At 38.0% G+C, this 14,986-nt stretch carries 19 protein-coding genes; all 19 read left to right on the top strand.

Annotated elements, in window-relative coordinates; translation table 11 throughout:
• Positions 1-2 precede the first annotated feature (2 nt).
• The 19 genes from flgD to MHH51_RS14420 all read left to right on the top strand — a co-directional run bounded on the left by flgD (position 3) and on the right by MHH51_RS14420 (position 14,986).
• Positions 3-512: a flagellar hook assembly protein FlgD gene (gene flgD / locus MHH51_RS14510; protein ID WP_307725834.1), complete on the top strand. Its 510-nt coding sequence runs from the start codon at positions 3-5 to the stop codon at positions 510-512.
• Positions 512-877: a TIGR02530 family flagellar biosynthesis protein gene (locus tag MHH51_RS14505; protein ID WP_147209545.1), complete on the top strand. Its 366-nt coding sequence runs from the start codon at positions 512-514 to the stop codon at positions 875-877. Before flgD ends, MHH51_RS14505 begins: the two co-directional genes overlap by 1 nt.
• An 87-nt stretch (positions 878-964) precedes the next feature.
• Positions 965-1,822, top strand: coding sequence for a flagellar basal body rod protein FlgG (gene flgG / locus MHH51_RS14500; protein ID WP_147209544.1), 858 nt, complete (start codon positions 965-967; stop codon positions 1,820-1,822).
• A 56-nt stretch (positions 1,823-1,878) separates the two neighbouring features.
• Positions 1,879-2,097, top strand: a complete 219-nt coding sequence (locus MHH51_RS14495; protein ID WP_147209543.1) for a flagellar FlbD family protein — start codon at positions 1,879-1,881, stop codon at positions 2,095-2,097.
• Entirely contained in the window at positions 2,090-2,509 is a 420-nt protein-coding gene (gene fliL / locus MHH51_RS14490; RefSeq protein WP_147209542.1) for a flagellar basal body-associated protein FliL, read from the top strand. Before MHH51_RS14495 ends, fliL begins: the two co-directional genes overlap by 8 nt.
• Before the next feature lie 31 nt (positions 2,510-2,540).
• Positions 2,541-3,533 carry a flagellar motor switch protein FliM gene (gene fliM / locus MHH51_RS14485; protein ID WP_147209541.1) on the top strand — a complete coding sequence of 331 codons (993 nt, stop codon included), beginning with the start codon at positions 2,541-2,543 and terminating at the stop codon, positions 3,531-3,533.
• Complete coding sequence (gene fliY, locus MHH51_RS14480; RefSeq protein WP_339282376.1) at positions 3,523-4,755, top strand: flagellar motor switch phosphatase FliY; 1,233 nt, start codon at positions 3,523-3,525, stop codon at positions 4,753-4,755. Before fliM ends, fliY begins: the two co-directional genes overlap by 11 nt.
• A gap of 27 nt (positions 4,756-4,782) precedes the next feature.
• Positions 4,783-5,145 (top strand): response regulator, encoded by a 363-nt coding sequence (locus tag MHH51_RS14475; RefSeq protein ID WP_147209539.1) that lies wholly within the window; start codon positions 4,783-4,785, stop codon positions 5,143-5,145.
• Positions 5,146-5,280: 135 nt separating this feature from the next.
• Positions 5,281-5,949, top strand: coding sequence for a flagellar biosynthetic protein FliO (fliO, locus tag MHH51_RS14470; protein ID WP_198048623.1), 669 nt, complete (start codon positions 5,281-5,283; stop codon positions 5,947-5,949).
• The gene (gene fliP, locus MHH51_RS14465; protein ID WP_077601177.1) at positions 5,942-6,607 is read left to right on the top strand and encodes a flagellar type III secretion system pore protein FliP; all 666 of its coding nucleotides are present in this window, start codon (positions 5,942-5,944) and stop codon (positions 6,605-6,607) included. Before fliO ends, fliP begins: the two co-directional genes overlap by 8 nt.
• A gap of 28 nt (positions 6,608-6,635) precedes the next feature.
• On the top strand, positions 6,636-6,905 hold the full coding sequence (fliQ, locus tag MHH51_RS14460; protein ID WP_040980134.1) for a flagellar biosynthesis protein FliQ: 270 nt from the start codon (positions 6,636-6,638) through the stop codon (positions 6,903-6,905).
• A gap of 5 nt (positions 6,906-6,910) precedes the next feature.
• Complete coding sequence (gene fliR / locus MHH51_RS14455) at positions 6,911-7,690, top strand: flagellar biosynthetic protein FliR (RefSeq protein ID WP_339282375.1); 780 nt, start codon at positions 6,911-6,913, stop codon at positions 7,688-7,690.
• 1 nt (position 7,691) lies between these two features.
• Complete coding sequence (gene flhB, locus MHH51_RS14450) at positions 7,692-8,771, top strand: flagellar biosynthesis protein FlhB (protein WP_339282374.1); 1,080 nt, start codon at positions 7,692-7,694, stop codon at positions 8,769-8,771.
• Between the two features lie 20 nt (positions 8,772-8,791).
• A complete protein-coding gene (gene flhA / locus MHH51_RS14445) occupies positions 8,792-10,825 on the top strand; it encodes a flagellar biosynthesis protein FlhA (RefSeq protein ID WP_147209535.1) in 2,034 nt (677 codons plus the stop codon).
• On the top strand, positions 10,822-11,931 hold the full coding sequence (flhF, locus tag MHH51_RS14440; RefSeq protein ID WP_147209534.1) for a flagellar biosynthesis protein FlhF: 1,110 nt from the start codon (positions 10,822-10,824) through the stop codon (positions 11,929-11,931). The genes flhA and flhF overlap by 4 nt, the downstream gene beginning before the upstream one ends.
• Positions 11,928-12,779, top strand: a complete 852-nt coding sequence (locus MHH51_RS14435; RefSeq protein WP_156986086.1) for a MinD/ParA family protein — start codon at positions 11,928-11,930, stop codon at positions 12,777-12,779. Before flhF ends, MHH51_RS14435 begins: the two co-directional genes overlap by 4 nt.
• Before the next feature lie 4 nt (positions 12,780-12,783).
• The gene (locus MHH51_RS14430; RefSeq protein ID WP_339282373.1) at positions 12,784-13,851 is read left to right on the top strand and encodes a chemotaxis response regulator protein-glutamate methylesterase; all 1,068 of its coding nucleotides are present in this window, start codon (positions 12,784-12,786) and stop codon (positions 13,849-13,851) included.
• 23 nt (positions 13,852-13,874) lie between these two features.
• A complete protein-coding gene (locus MHH51_RS14425; protein WP_147209531.1) occupies positions 13,875-14,348 on the top strand; it encodes a chemotaxis protein CheW in 474 nt (157 codons plus the stop codon).
• 2 nt (positions 14,349-14,350) lie between these two features.
• The gene (locus MHH51_RS14420) at positions 14,351-14,986 is read left to right on the top strand and encodes a chemotaxis protein CheC (protein WP_339282372.1); all 636 of its coding nucleotides are present in this window, start codon (positions 14,351-14,353) and stop codon (positions 14,984-14,986) included.

Below are 14,986 nucleotides of genomic sequence, written 5' to 3'. Positions count from 1 at the left end.
CGGTGACAATAATTACTTCCATAGATCCATCTTTATATTTAAGTAATCAATCGACGCAAAGGGCACCTTCATCTGAATTAGGAAAAGATGAATTTTTAAAATTATTGGTTGCGCAAATGCAAAATCAGAATCCAATGAACACAATGGATGAAAGTGAATTTATTGCCCAAATGGCAACTTTTTCTTCCTTGGAGCAAATGATGAATATGTCAAAGTCGATGGAGCTACTGGTTAATAATCAGCTTGTTTCTCCAGCTATCCAGTATAGCCATATGATCGGCGAAACGGTGAATTATAGAACATTTGACGAGGAAACAGGAAGAGAAAAAGGTATTGAATCAAGTAAAATTGTTTCTGTATCTCAGCAGGATGGATGGGCTGTTTTCCATTTGGAAAATGGTAAGAAAATCTATGCTGATACAGTGATTGAGGTAGGAACATCAGGACAGGAAACAGATGATGAATCAGAAAATAATGTAACAGACCCTTCTGAGAATGAGGAGGAAAAATAATGGTTCGCCCAATTCAACCAATCGTACCAGCTATATCACAGGAGCAATATATACAAAAAGCGGCACCGAAAAAAGGAAATGTATCCTTTGGCGATATTCTCCAACAGCAACAAGGACTGGCTGTCAGCAAGCATGCAGCAGATCGAATGCGGGAGAGGAATATCCAGTTTAGCAACAAGGAATGGGAATCTATTCATGAGAAAGTAAAAGAAGCTAAACAAATGGGAGTTAAGGATGCTTTGGTTGTTGTTGATGGAAGCGCAATGGTTGTCAGTGTCAAAAATAATACAGTGATTACTGCGTTGAATCAATCCGAGGCAGATAAAAAAGTATTTACTAATATCGATGGAACAATTTTATTGTAAATTCAAAAAGGCTGGACCCTTTAAGGGAAGTCTGTAACCGCGGAATGACAGAAGCGGTCAAATTAAAAGGAAAAAGGGGAAATAATCATGTTACGTTCAATGTATGCAGGTATTTCAGGAATGAAAAATTCACAAACAAAATTAGATATTATCGGAAATAATATTGCTAACGTTAATACCAATGGTTATAAAAAAGCAACGATTAATTTTCAGGATATGCTGAGCCAAACTTCATCAAGAGCACAGGGTGCTGGCGGAAATCGAGGCGGTGTTAATGCCAAACAGGTTGGTCTTGGTTCACAGCAAGGAGCGATTAATAATGTCCATACACAGGGATTTACGCAAACTACAAATTATCCGTTAGATTTTATGATTGATGGAGATGGTATGTTTGTTGTAGGCGGTGGTCAGGTTACTGGTGAAGGGGCAGGAGCAACAGTGACAACCAATCCAAATGATAGATACTATACACGTGCCGGGAGCTTTGGTTTTGATGATAACGGATATATTGTAAACGCGGAAGGTCTTTATTTATTAGATAGCGAGGGAGAAGCCATTCAGGTTCCACCAGGTTCACAGGATTTCAGTATCTTAACAGATGGATCAGTTACGTATATAGATGCAGACGGAGAAGTTGTAGATAATAACGTTAATATAGGCTTGGCCCGTTTTTCCAATCCTAATGGTTTAGAAAAATTAGGCGGTAATTTGTATCGTGCAACAGATAACTCTGGTATAATGCCTGCCCCAGGAGGTGCAGAATTCTTTACACCGGAACAGGAAGGCGCCGGTGTACTTAGAACTGGTCAGCTTGAGATGTCCAACGTAGACTTATCCGAAGAATTCACTGAAATGATTACAGCACAGCGTTCATTCCAGGCGAACACCAGAATAATTACAACATCTGATGAAATTTTACAGGAGCTTGTTAATCTAAAACGATAAGCAAGGGAGGAAGGGGCTAGCCTGAACTAACATGCTCAGACTAGTCCCGATAAATCATGATTCGATTGACCCGATTAAATAATGAACCTTTTGTTCTTAATGCAATAATGATTGAGCAAGTTCAGGCCCATGCAGATACAAGTATTTCATTGTTAAATGGAAAAAAAGTGTTTGTAAAAGAAAGTGAAGAAGAAATTATTAAAAAGGTAACAGCCTTTTATCACGAGATTGGGTTTCCTGCACTTCCTTTAAAGGCAGGTGAAAAAGATGAGTAAAATATTAAAAATAGCTGTAACGTCAATCATTACTTTACTTGTTGGTGTTGTAGCTACGCTTATTATTGTCATCTATGTGAATGAACCGGAAGAAACATCCGGCGAGCAATCTATTGATGATATGGTCAGTCATTCCTATGAAACGCCGGAAGTAACAACAGATATTAAAGATGATAGATATGTACAGGTTCAGTTTCAAGTGATTACAGATGATAAAAAAGCGATGGAAGAATTACAAAAAAGAGACTTCCAAATCACCAATCTATTAATTAAAGAATTGGCTGTTATGGAAGAAGAGGATTTTCAAACAGGTCTTGATGATCTGGAGGAGACGCTGAAAACAAATTTAAATGAAATGATGACAGAAGGAACGGTTACCGAAGTATATACCATTAAGAAAATACTTCAATAGATTATATCATGCTAGGAGGTGACCAAATTTTATGGATGAGGTATTATCACAAAATGAAATTGATGCCTTGCTTTCAGCGATAACATCAGGAGAAATGGATGCAGAAGAGTTGAAAAAGGAAGAAGATGAAAAACGTATTCGCGTATATGATTTTAAAAGAGCGTTACGTTTTTCTAAAGACCAGATACGAAGCATTTCTAGGCTTCATGAAAACTATGCAAGATTGCTTACAACCTTTTTTGCTACGCAGCTCCGAACGTATGTAAATATAAATGTTACCTCTGTGGACCAGGTACCTTATGAGGAATTTATACGCTCTGTACCGAAACGGACAGTGCTTAATATTTATAGTTTGCAGCCGTTGGACGGAAATTTGATTATGGAAATTAACCCGAATATCGCTTTCGCATTATTGGAGCGGTTGCTGGGCGGAAAAGGTTCCAGTGATTCAAAAAAAAGCAGTCTGACAGAAATTGAAAAGCTTTTGCTCACACAATTGTTTGAGAAAGCTGAAGACAGTTTAAAAAATGCTTGGTCATCTGTTGCAGATATTGAACCGGTTTTAGAAGAATTTGAAGAGAACCCCCAATTTATGCAGATTGTTGCACCAACAGAAACAGTTGTTGTTGTTTCTTTAACAGCTATGATTGGAGAAGTATCAGGTATGATTAATATATGTATTCCGCATATTATTTTGGAACCAATTATACCAAAGCTCTCTGCAAGCTATTGGATGCAGACGAATAAAAATAAAGATGAAAAAAGTCTGCAAAGAATGTCACAGTATCTTCAAAATACGGATGTTGAAGTAAAAGCAATCCTTGGTGAAGCAACAATTAATATTGATGAATTTTTGAAGTTCTCTGCCGGGGATGTGATTGCATTAGATCAGCCGATTGATTCGCCGTTAAAGATGGCTGTGAATGATGAGTTTAAGTTTCTTGTGCAGCCAGGTAAGTATCGGCATAAAATGTCTGTTCAAGTATTAGAGGAACTGAATGGGGTGATGGAAAATGATGAATGACGGCAAGCTGTCGCAGGAAGAAATTGATGCACTGCTTAATGTATCTGAAAATAAAGAGGATGAAAACCAGCAGGAGCAAACGGGTGGGGACGAGTTCCTGACGAGTATAGAAAAAGACGCTTTAGGAGAGATTGGAAATATTTCCTTTGGAAGCTCCGCTACTACTCTGTCTACACTTTTAAACCAAAAGGTAGAGATTACAACACCAGCTGTTACAACAATTACAAAAGATGAATTAGAAGAAGAAGTGACATTTAAACCTGTAAGTGTTCAAGTAAATTACATAGAAGGCTTTACTGGCAATAATGTTTTTTTCATTAAATCAGAGGATGCAGAAGTAATTGCTGATATTATGCTTGGCGGTGATGGGACAAGCCCGGATAAGGAACTGAACGAAATGCACCTCAGTGCAGTTCAGGAAGCAATGAATCAGATGATGGGTGCTGCTGCCACAAGTATGTCCACAGTATTTAATAAGAAAATTGACATTTCTCCTCCGCAGATTATTCATGGATTGGGGAATGAAAGAAAAGAAGGTCTATTTGAAGATGACGTTTATGTCAAAGTCTTCTTTAAATTAATGGTTGGAGATTTAATAGATTCTAATATGGTACAACTTGTTCCAATTGATTTTGCTAAAGAATTAGTACAGCAATTAATGAATCCGGCTCCTGCAGCTACAGAAGAAAGTCCGGCAGAAAAGAAGCCAGAGAAAGCAGCAGCAAGCGAACCGGCTGATATCCCTGAAACGAATGTAAATACAAGCTTAAATACTCCTTCAGCACCACTGCAGGAAAACATTCAAGCGGAAGAGTCTGTCAGCCGGACAGCAGCAAGGACAGAATCAACACATCAAAAAAATGATGACATTCTGGGCAGACACGGCAGCCTGCATGAAGCAAATATACAGGAGGCAGCTTTTTCAGATTTTAAACAGCCCCCTTTAAGCAGTCAGGGACAACGTAATTTGGATATGCTGATGGATATCCCTTTAAAAGTCACTGTTGAGTTAGGAAGAACAAAGCAGTCCATTAAGGAAATCTTAGAACTTGGAGCAGGATCCATTATTGAATTAGATAAGTTGGCCGGGGAGCCTGTAGATATTCTTGTAAATGAAAAATTAGTGGCTGAAGGGGAAGTTGTTGTTATCGACGAAAACTTCGGAGTACGTGTAACGGATATTGTTAGTCAGTTAGATAGAATTCAACATTTGAAAAAGTAGATTAGTATAATGAGGAGAGAGAAAAAAATGAGCAAAAAGATTTTAATCGTAGATGATGCAGCTTTTATGAGAATGATGATTAAGGATATTTTAACAAAAAATGATTTTGAAGTAGTTGCTGAAGCACAAGACGGTAATGAAGCTGTTGAAAAATTTAAGGAAAGTCAACCTGATTTAGTGACCATGGATATTACGATGCCAGAAAAAGATGGGTTGGCAGCTTTAAAAGAAATTCTTCAAGTAAATCCAGAAGCAAAGGTAATTATGTGTTCAGCAATGGGACAGCAGGCTATGGTTATCGATGCTATTCAAGCCGGAGCAAAAGACTTTATTGTTAAACCATTCCAGGCAGAACGTGTTATTGAAGCTATTCAAAAAGCACTTGGATAAGTAAACTTCATTTAGTGAGACGGATATATCTTTTCTCACTAATGAATGGGGGACAGCGTCCACCCGTATGAAGTGAAGGGGTATCACAGGGATGTATTTACTCCCCAAGTGTGTTTAAAAAGTGAGTTGACGAGATTGAAGAAGCAATCATGGCGTATATTTGTACTGGGAGCGGGAGTGTTGTTTTTTATATTGCTCCCGGTCAGTATAAGCGCAGAAACAAATGTGTTAGACTGCCTTGAAAATGGTGAGGAGTGTAACGATGAACAAAATATGGATAATGAGCAGCCGGATACGAATGAGGAAGACAGTATCCTGGAAAATGACAGTGGATTTTTGATAGAAGATGATTCTTCAAATACATCGATGGGCTGGCAAATTGTCCGGTTAATTGTTGGTCTGGCTCTGGTACTGGGGTTAGTCTATATCGTATTAAAGCTTTTAGGAAAAAGAAATGGGTTTAATCAGCAGCCAGGCCTCCTGCGCAATGTGGGTGGAGTATCTGTAGGAGCAAATAAATCTGTGCAAATTATCCGTGTTGGAAACAGATATTATCTTATTGGTGTTGGAGATAATGTGGAGCTGTTAGAGGAAATCGATGATCCTGAAACGATTGAACAGCTGATTGATCAATCGGAAGAAAAGAATCCGGATACCTTATCCTTATTTTCAAAAGGAAAAAATGAAAAATCTAGTAAGTCATCTGACAAATCCTTTAATCAATTACTTACTAGGGAGCTGCAGTCAATCCGCAAAAATCGCCAAGATCTTATTAAGAAGCATAAGGACGATTTAAATGAATGAATTTATAGATATATTTTCAGGTTCTGATCCAACGAATATAGCAACATCAGTGAAGCTATTGCTGTTATTAACGATTTTTTCTCTGGCTCCGGGAATTTTAATTTTAATGACCAGCTTTACACGGATTATTATTGTATTGTCATTTGTACGTACATCTTTAGCAACGCAGCAGATGCCCCCAAATCAGGTGCTCATTGGTATTGCGTTATTTTTGACTTTCTTTATCATGGCTCCGACTTTCTCAGAAGTCTATGAGCAAGGTTTGTCGCCGCTCTTTGCTGAGGAGATTACCTTGGATGAAGCTTATGATAATGCAAGTGTTCCTTTAAAGGAATTTATGGCACAGCATACAAGACAGAAGGATTTGCAATTATTCATGCGTTATACAGAGGCAGAACCTCCAGAAACCGTACAGGATATCCCTTTAACCACTTTAGTTCCTGCATTTGCAATCAGTGAATTAAAAACAGCATTTCAGATGGGTTTTATGATATTTATCCCATTTTTAATTATTGACATGGCTGTCGCAAGTATTCTTATGTCAATGGGGATGATGATGCTGCCGCCGGTAATGATTTCATTGCCGTTTAAGATATTACTATTTGTACTGGTGGATGGCTGGTATTTGATTACGCAGTCACTACTCGGTGGTTTTTAGATGAGATTCATTGAAGGGAGTAGAATCAATGAGTAGTGAATTGGTATTAACCCTGGCTGAACGGGGGATTTTTACAATTTTGTTAATAACAGTCCCGTTACTGCTGCTGGCTTTAGCAGTCGGACTACTTGTAAGTATTTTTCAGGCAACAACACAAATTCAAGAACAGACATTGGCATTTATTCCAAAAATCTTAGCAGTGTTACTTGGTTTAGTATTCTTCGGACCATGGATGTTAACGACAATCGTTGAATTCACTTCCAATTTATATATGAATATTAATCAATATATAGGGTAGTACGAATGATTGATATTATAAACTGGAATCTTGTTCCGGCATTCATTCTGATTTTTGTTCGTATTATGGCATTCTTTGTAATTATGCCTCTGTTCTCTTATCGGTCAGTTCCGGTTCAATTTAAAATAGGAATCAGTTTTTTTCTGACAATCATTTTAATTTCCTCAGTGGACATCGGTAATGTTGCCCTGAATGATTTATATATATTTCTGCTGGTGAAAGAAGCGCTTGTCGGTATTTGTATTGGATTAATTGCGTTTATTTTAGTATCTGCTATTCAAGTTGCCGGCGGTTTTATTGATTTCCAAATGGGTTTTGCTATTGCCAATGTTGTAGACCCGCAAACAGGTGCACAAAGTCCATTGACAGGTCAATATTTTTATATTATTGCGTTATTATTTCTTTTATCTGTAGACGGCCATCATATGATTTTAAATGGAATGATGAACAGCTTTTCTTATATTTCATTAGATCAATTTATCCCATTTGGCGAAGAGAGTATTATTGAGCTTGTACTGACGACATTTAATACGATGTTCCTCATTGCTTTTCAAATCGCTATCCCCATTGTAGGCTGCTTGTTTTTAGTAGATGTTGCTTTGGGGATCGTAGCGCGTACGGTACCGCAAATGAATGTTTTTGTTGTCGGCTTGCCAATAAAAATTCTTGTGAGCTTTGCAGCAATCCTTGTTTTTCTCGCACTTTACATAGGCTTATTACAATATGTTTTTGAGGCAATGTATCGTGTAATGGTGGAATTAATGGCTTTATTTGGAGGTGCTTAATGTGTTTTTGACATTAGACTTACAATTTTTCGCGGGTGAAAAAACAGAAAAAGCCACTCCAAAGAAAAGACAGGATGAACGCAAAAAAGGGCGGATTGCCAAAAGTCAGGATATAAATACAGCCGTCCTGCTGCTTGGATGTTTTATCGGTTTGTTTGTTTTTGGCGGTTATATACTTCAGTATATGACAGGATTTTATAAAAAATCATTTACGGAATACATTCATTGGGAAGTGACTAATAATTCGATTCAAACGATGTTTAATGATTCATTTCTTCAAGCAGTTTTAATGGTTGCTCCCATCATGCTGATTGCCATTATTTCCGGTTTGGCTGCTAACCTGCTTCAGGTCAGGTTCTTATTTACAACAGAGCCCTTGAAGTTTGATTTGAAAAAAATTGATCCTATTAAAGGAGCAAAACGGATTTTTTCCATACGTGCGTTAGTGGAGTTTTTAAAATCTTTATTAAAAATTACATTGGTTGGTGCGGTAACATTTACAGTAATTTGGATGAATAAAGATCAGATGCTCATGACAGCTTTTTTAGATGCAGAGGGAGCATTGGGATTCTTTGCACGGGTTACAGCAATAATGGCATTTTCGGCTATTGCTTTATTAATTTTTTTAGGTGTTTTAGATTATATGTATCAAAAGTATGATTTTGAGAAAAACATTCGTATGTCCAAGCAGGATATTAAAGATGAGTATAAAAATGTTGAAGGGGATCCTTTAATTAAATCAAAAATGAAAGAAAAACAGCGGCAGATAGCAACAAGAAGAATGATGAGTGAAGTTCCAGGCGCGGATGTTATTATTACAAATCCCACCCACTATGCAATTGCAATTAAATATGATGAAGCAAAGGCAGAGGCACCGTTTATTATTGCGAAAGGAACGGACAGCATTGCGCAGCGTATCAAAGAAATTGCAAAGGAACACAATGTACATATGATAGAAAATCGTTCTCTGGCAAGAGCATTATATGCAGCAGCAGAAATTGGCGAAGTCATTCCAGAGGAATACTTTCAGCCGGTTGCAGAAGTTCTTGCTTATGTTTATCAAATGGAGAAAAAAGCGTAAGAAGTTAGGAGAGAATGGAAATGAAAGTCCGGGATATTGCGGTTCTCTTAGGCGTTATACTAGTAATTGTCATGCTGGTTATACCAATGCCAGGAGGACTTTTAAGCTTTCTCATATTAATTAATATAATACTTGCATTGGTTGTTATTTTAGTGGCAATGAATACAACGGAACCGTTGCAGTTTTCGGTGTTTCCAACACTGATTTTGCTTTTGACATTATTCCGGTTAGCTTTAAATGTGTCAACGACCCGGGCCATTCTCTCTGAAGGTGATGCAGGAGGAGTCGTAGAAACATTCGGCTCTTTTGTAATTGGAAACAATCCTTTAGTCGGATTTGTCGTATTTATTATTTTGGTTATTATTAATTTTATTGTTATTACCAAGGGTGCAGAGCGTGTATCTGAAGTAGCTGCCAGGTTCTCCCTTGACGGGATGCCAGGGAAGCAGATGAGTGTCGATGCTGATTTAAATGCCGGTTTAATTACGGAAAGTCAGGCAAAGGAACGACGGGAAAAAATCGAAAATGAAGCAGATTTCCATGGATCCATGGATGGGGCAAGTAAATTCGTAAAAGGAGATGCCATAGCCGGAATTATTATTGTTCTTATCAATATTCTTTTTGGAATGATTATTGGTGTTGTGCAAATGGGTCTGTCCATGCAGGAATCTGTTGATTTATTTATGAGACTTACTGTCGGGGATGGCCTGGTGAGCCAAATTCCAGCATTGCTAATTTCAACCGCAACCGGGATTGTTGTTACAAGGTCCGCCAGAGGAAGTAATTTAAGCGCTGATGTGACAGATCAGCTGCTGCAGTTCCCAAAGCTTTTATATATTGCAGCAGGAGCTATTTTCTTGCTTGGTCTAACACCGATAAACTTTTTCTTAACTACGCTTCTTGCAGCCTTCCTGGCTTTTAGCGGCTATTGGATGGAAAAAAGAACGACGGAACCAGAAGAGGTTACAGAAGAAGAGGAAGAAGAAACGGAATCAACTGCTTTAAAACAGCAGGAGAATGTTATAAATCTCTTAAATATGGATCCGATAGAATTTGAATTTGGTTATGGGTTAATTCCTTTAGCCGATACATCTCAGGGCGGTGATCTGCTGGATAGAGTAATTATGATTCGGAGACAGCTTGCTATTGAATTAGGGATGGTCATACCAGTAGTCCGAATACGGGATAATATACAGCTCCAGCCGAATGAATATCAATTAAAGATAAAAGGTGACACGGTTGCCAGCGGGGAGTTAATGCTGGATCATTATTTAGCAATGGCACCTGACTTTTTAGAGGATGATGTAGAGGGAATTGATACGAAAGAGCCGGCTTTTGGTCTGCCGGCAAAATGGATTAGTGAAAATGTAAAAGATGAAGCAGAATTGTCTGGTTATACAGTGGTTGATCCACCTTCAGTTGTGTCCACTCATCTTACAGAAGTTATCAAGAAGCATGCATTTGAGCTTTTGGGAAGAGAAGAAACAAAACAGCTTATCGATCATTTAAAAGAAACCAACCCAATTTTAGTGGAAGAAGTAACTCCTGAACCTTTATCTATTGGTGATATTCAAAAAGTATTGGCAAAACTGCTAAGAGAAAGTGTATCTATTCGAAATATGCCAGTGATTTTTGAAACGCTTGCTGATTTTGCTAAATTGACAAATGATACTGATGTTTTAGGAGAATACGTTAGACAAGCATTGGCATCACAAATTACAAAAAGCTATGTGAAAGATGATAACTTGTTAAAGGTAATTACTGTTTCCGGCAAAGTCGAAAAAGCAATTGCTGACCATATTCAACAAACAGAGCATGGAAATTATCTATCATTAGATCCAGATCAGCAGCAGGCTATTATTCAAGCAATTCATAAAGAAGCTGAAAAAGTATCCTTACAGGAAGAAACAACTATTATTATCTGCTCTCCTGCAGTCCGGATGTATTTAAAACAATTGTTAGACCGGTTTTTACCTCAAGTTGTTGTATTGTCGTATAATGAATTAGAACCTACTGTTGAGGTACAAAGCGTTGGGGTGGTGAATATCGCATGAAAATAAAAAAATATAAAGCTCCATCTATGCCGGAAGTGATGAAGCAAGTTAGAAAAGATTTTGGCACAGATGCAGTGATTTTACAATCAAGACAAATTAAATCAGGCGGTATCTTAGGGCTCTTTAAAAAAAATTATATCGAGGTTGTTGCCGGTTATGATCCAGAGCCGGTGAAACCTGCTAAAAAAGCTGCAATTCGAAAGGAAGCTCCTGTTCTTAAGAAAGAAATGGTTCGGGAAGAAATAAAAGATGCTCCGCGTTCTAAAGAAATGGAACAGGTTTATAAACTGTTAGAAGCGCAAAGCAGACAGCTGCAGTTCAGGTTAACGCCAGAGGAACAGATAATCTATGATGGCTTAATACAGCAGGAAGTACTTCCTGATATTGCTTTGAATATCGTGAAGGAAGGAAACGACCCAGGAACTGCCTCTCAAGAAGATTCAAGTACATTAAAGCAAGCTGTTCACGAAAAGATAGAAAAACGTTTAGAAGGTCTGGAATTAGGCTTCACCTATAATCATAAGGTGATTCAATTTGTTGGACCAACTGGTGTAGGGAAGACGACCACTATTGCAAAAATTGCTGCACGGATGCAACTAGCTGAGAATAAAAAAGTAGCGTTTATTACGCTGGATACGTACCGGATTGCAGCTGTTGAACAGCTGAAAACATATGCGAAGATTCTTCATATACCTGTACAAGTGGCTTATAATAAACAAGAATATCGCAAGTATATAGAACAATTACAGGACTATGATGTGATTTTAGTAGATACAGCAGGCAGAAATTATCGGGACGATGCTTACTTAAACGATTTAGCAGACTGGATAAACCCTGACGAGGTAACAAATTATCTTGTCTTGTCCATGACTGCAAAGCCGAAAGATTTTCTGGATATTTACGGGAAGTTTGATGCGATTGGAATACATGGCCTTATATTGACAAAGCTGGATGAAACAGAACAATACGGCAATATCCTAAATGCGGTATCAAGTTATTCAGGCATTCGGATAGGGTATATAACAAATGGTCAGGATGTTCCGGAGGATATGGTCGATCCAACAATAAAGCAGCTTAGTCGTTTTATTGCAGGTGATGAACAATGAGTTATGATCAGGCTGAAAAACTAAGAAACCAGCTTGCTCCGCACAGAGCAGCGAAAACGATAGCCATATGCAGCGGTAAGGGTGGTGTAGGAAAGTCAAATTTCACTTTGAATTTTTCTATTAAACTTGCAAAAGAAAAACATCGTATTTTAGTATTTGATCTGGATGTTGGCATGGGAAATATTGATTTGCTTCTTGGTATGCAGACAAAGCATTCTATAGCAGATGTTTTAAATAATCGAATCTCCATTCAAGATGCTATTGTAAAAAGCAACTACGGCGTTGACTACGTTCCCGGGGGCTCTGGTCTGCGTGACTTTTTAGAGATAGATCAGCATAAAAAAGCTATTTTTTATCAAGGGCTGGAGCTGACATTAAGAGAATATGATTATGTTCTGTTTGATATGGGGGCCGGTGTTACAGAAACGGCGTTATTTTTCATCATGTCAGCAGATGAATGCTTTATCGTAACCACACCCGAGCCTACTTCTATTACAGATGCATATGGGATGATAAAGCATATTTTATTAAATCAGGCAGATATGCCAATTTACACTATTTTAAACCGTTCAAGAAATAGCAGGGATGGGCAAAATATTTTAAATAATTTTCATACCATTATTCACCGTTTCTTAGATGGAGAAGCCCAAGGTCTGGGGTTCATTCCAGAAGACGGAAATGTTATGAAAGCAGTAATGCATCAAAAACCATATACTATACTATATCCGAAAACAAAGGCTTCTAAAGCTGTAGATTCAATTCTGCATACCTATGTAAATCAAACAAGCGGGCCTTTACGTAAGTCTGGCAGTTTCATGGAGCGGATAAAACATTTTATGGAGAGGTGAGAGAATGACTCTGATTAATGTACTTGTCGTAGATGATTCTGCATTTATGAGAAAAATGATTTCAGAAATTTTAACAGAGGATGGCAGATTTCAAGTTGTTGGAACAGCCGTTCATGGTTTGGACGGTGTAAATAAAGTAAAAAAACTGCATCCTGACGTAATTACGATGGATGTTCAAATGCCGAAGCTTAATGGTTTAGAAGCTCTAAAACAGATTATGGAACAATGTCCTACCCCGGTAGTTATGCTTTCCAGTGAAACAAGAAAAGGCGCAGATCAGACCATCCAGGCCATTTCCACTGGTGCTGTTGACTTTATTACAAAGCCGTCTGGCGCTATTTCATTAGATATAAAAACGGTAGAAAAAGAAATTTGCAATAAAGTATACACTGCAGCTGCAGTCAAAGTACATAAAAAAATAAATAATGCAGAAAAGCATGTACCAATAGAGCATATTCGGCAGCCGATAAGCCTGTCTGAGAAGCCATCACTCAACGTTAAAAGATTAGTTGCAATTGGAACGTCCACCGGGGGTCCCAGAGCGTTGCAGGAAGTGATTACCGCTTTGCCAAAAAATCTTCGTGCACCTGTGGCAGTTGTACAGCATATGCCCCCTGGATTTACAGCATCATTATCTGAACGGTTGAACCAAATTAGTAAGGTGACCGTAAAAGAGGCAGAGCACGGGGAGTTAATGAAAAAGGGAACTGTTTATGTCGCGCCTGGTGGATATCATATGGAAGTGAAGAGCAGTGGCATGGCGTTAATTGTCTCTTTAAACCAGGAACCGGCAGATAACGGACATCGCCCTTCTGTAAATACTTTATTCCGCTCTTTGTGTGCGTTGAAGAACTATCAAATTATTACATGTGTCTTAACAGGAATGGGAAATGATGGAACACTCGGTCTGAAAGAGCTGAAAAAAGCCAATCCACATGTATTGTCTATTGCTGAAACAGAAGAGACGGCAATTGTTTATGGAATGCCCAAATCAATTATCAATGAAGGGTTAGCTGATTATCAAGTACCTTTGAATCAAATGGCCAGCCAGCTGAGCAATCTTGTAGACTAAATAACTTGAAGGGATAGATTGGAATGGAACAAGAACAGTTAACTACAGAAAGACTGGAAAAAACAATTATTTTTGATTTAAATGGCAGTGAATACGGTTTACCGGTGAACTTTGTGGAATCTATCGAGACATCGTTGCCGATTACCCGTGTTCCACACGAGAAAAGCTACATTAAAGGTGTTATTAATTTAAGAGGAAAGATTATTCCTGTAATAGACCTGCGAATTCGCCTGGGGGAACAGAAGGCACATGGTACAGATGACCAGATTATTATTACCAGAATTGATGATACGCAGGTAGGCTTGATTATAGATAATGCCAATGACGTTTTAGACATCCCGTCCGGTCTTTTGGAAGAACCGCCGGAAACAATTGGCATGGCTAAAAAAGAATATATGCATTCTGTTGTTAATTTTGATGACCGTCTTATTATTTTATTAGATATTTATAAGTTATTAAATTTAGAAGAAATAAAGACAAAAGAGACGGATGATTAATCATGGATGCATTTCAATTAACTACTTTTCAAAAGGATATTTTAAAGGAAATAGGTAATATCGGTGCTGGAAATGCTGCGACATCTCTGTCGATGCTGCTTGGACAAAAAATAGACATGATGGTTCCAAGTGTAGAGATTGCTGATTTTAATGAAGTCATTGAATTAGTTGGCGGCCCGGAACAGCCCATTGTCGGATTAATGTTTCAGATAGAAGGTGAAATCACTGGTGTGATGGCCATTGTCGTCGAAATTGATGAGGCGGAGTATCTGGTACAAAAGCTGACTCATAACGATCAATTCCGGTTATCTGAACAAACAAATGGAACTGAATTAGAAATTGCTATGTCTGCATTAAGTGAAATCGGAAATATTTTAACAGGATCTTATCTTACAGCACTATCTGATTTTACAGGGATGAATCTGCAGCCTTCTGTGCCCCATCTGGGAATAGATATGGCAGGTGCTATTATGACATTGGGGCTATTAGAAATTTCTCAAGTGACTGACTATGCAATTATTATTGATACGGAAATAAGGCAAGAGGAAGAAAATCATGAAAATATTAAAGGTAATTTCCTGTTTATTCCTGATCCAGAATCCTTTCAAAAGCTCTTTGCCAAATTAGGATGGAATTAA

The organism is Oceanobacillus sp. FSL K6-3682, from assembly GCF_037976165.1.
Lineage (GTDB): Bacteria > Bacillota > Bacilli > Bacillales > Amphibacillaceae > Oceanobacillus > Oceanobacillus sojae.
Note: the sequence above shows the minus strand (reverse complement) of the source record. Positions and strands in the feature narration are given on the sequence as shown.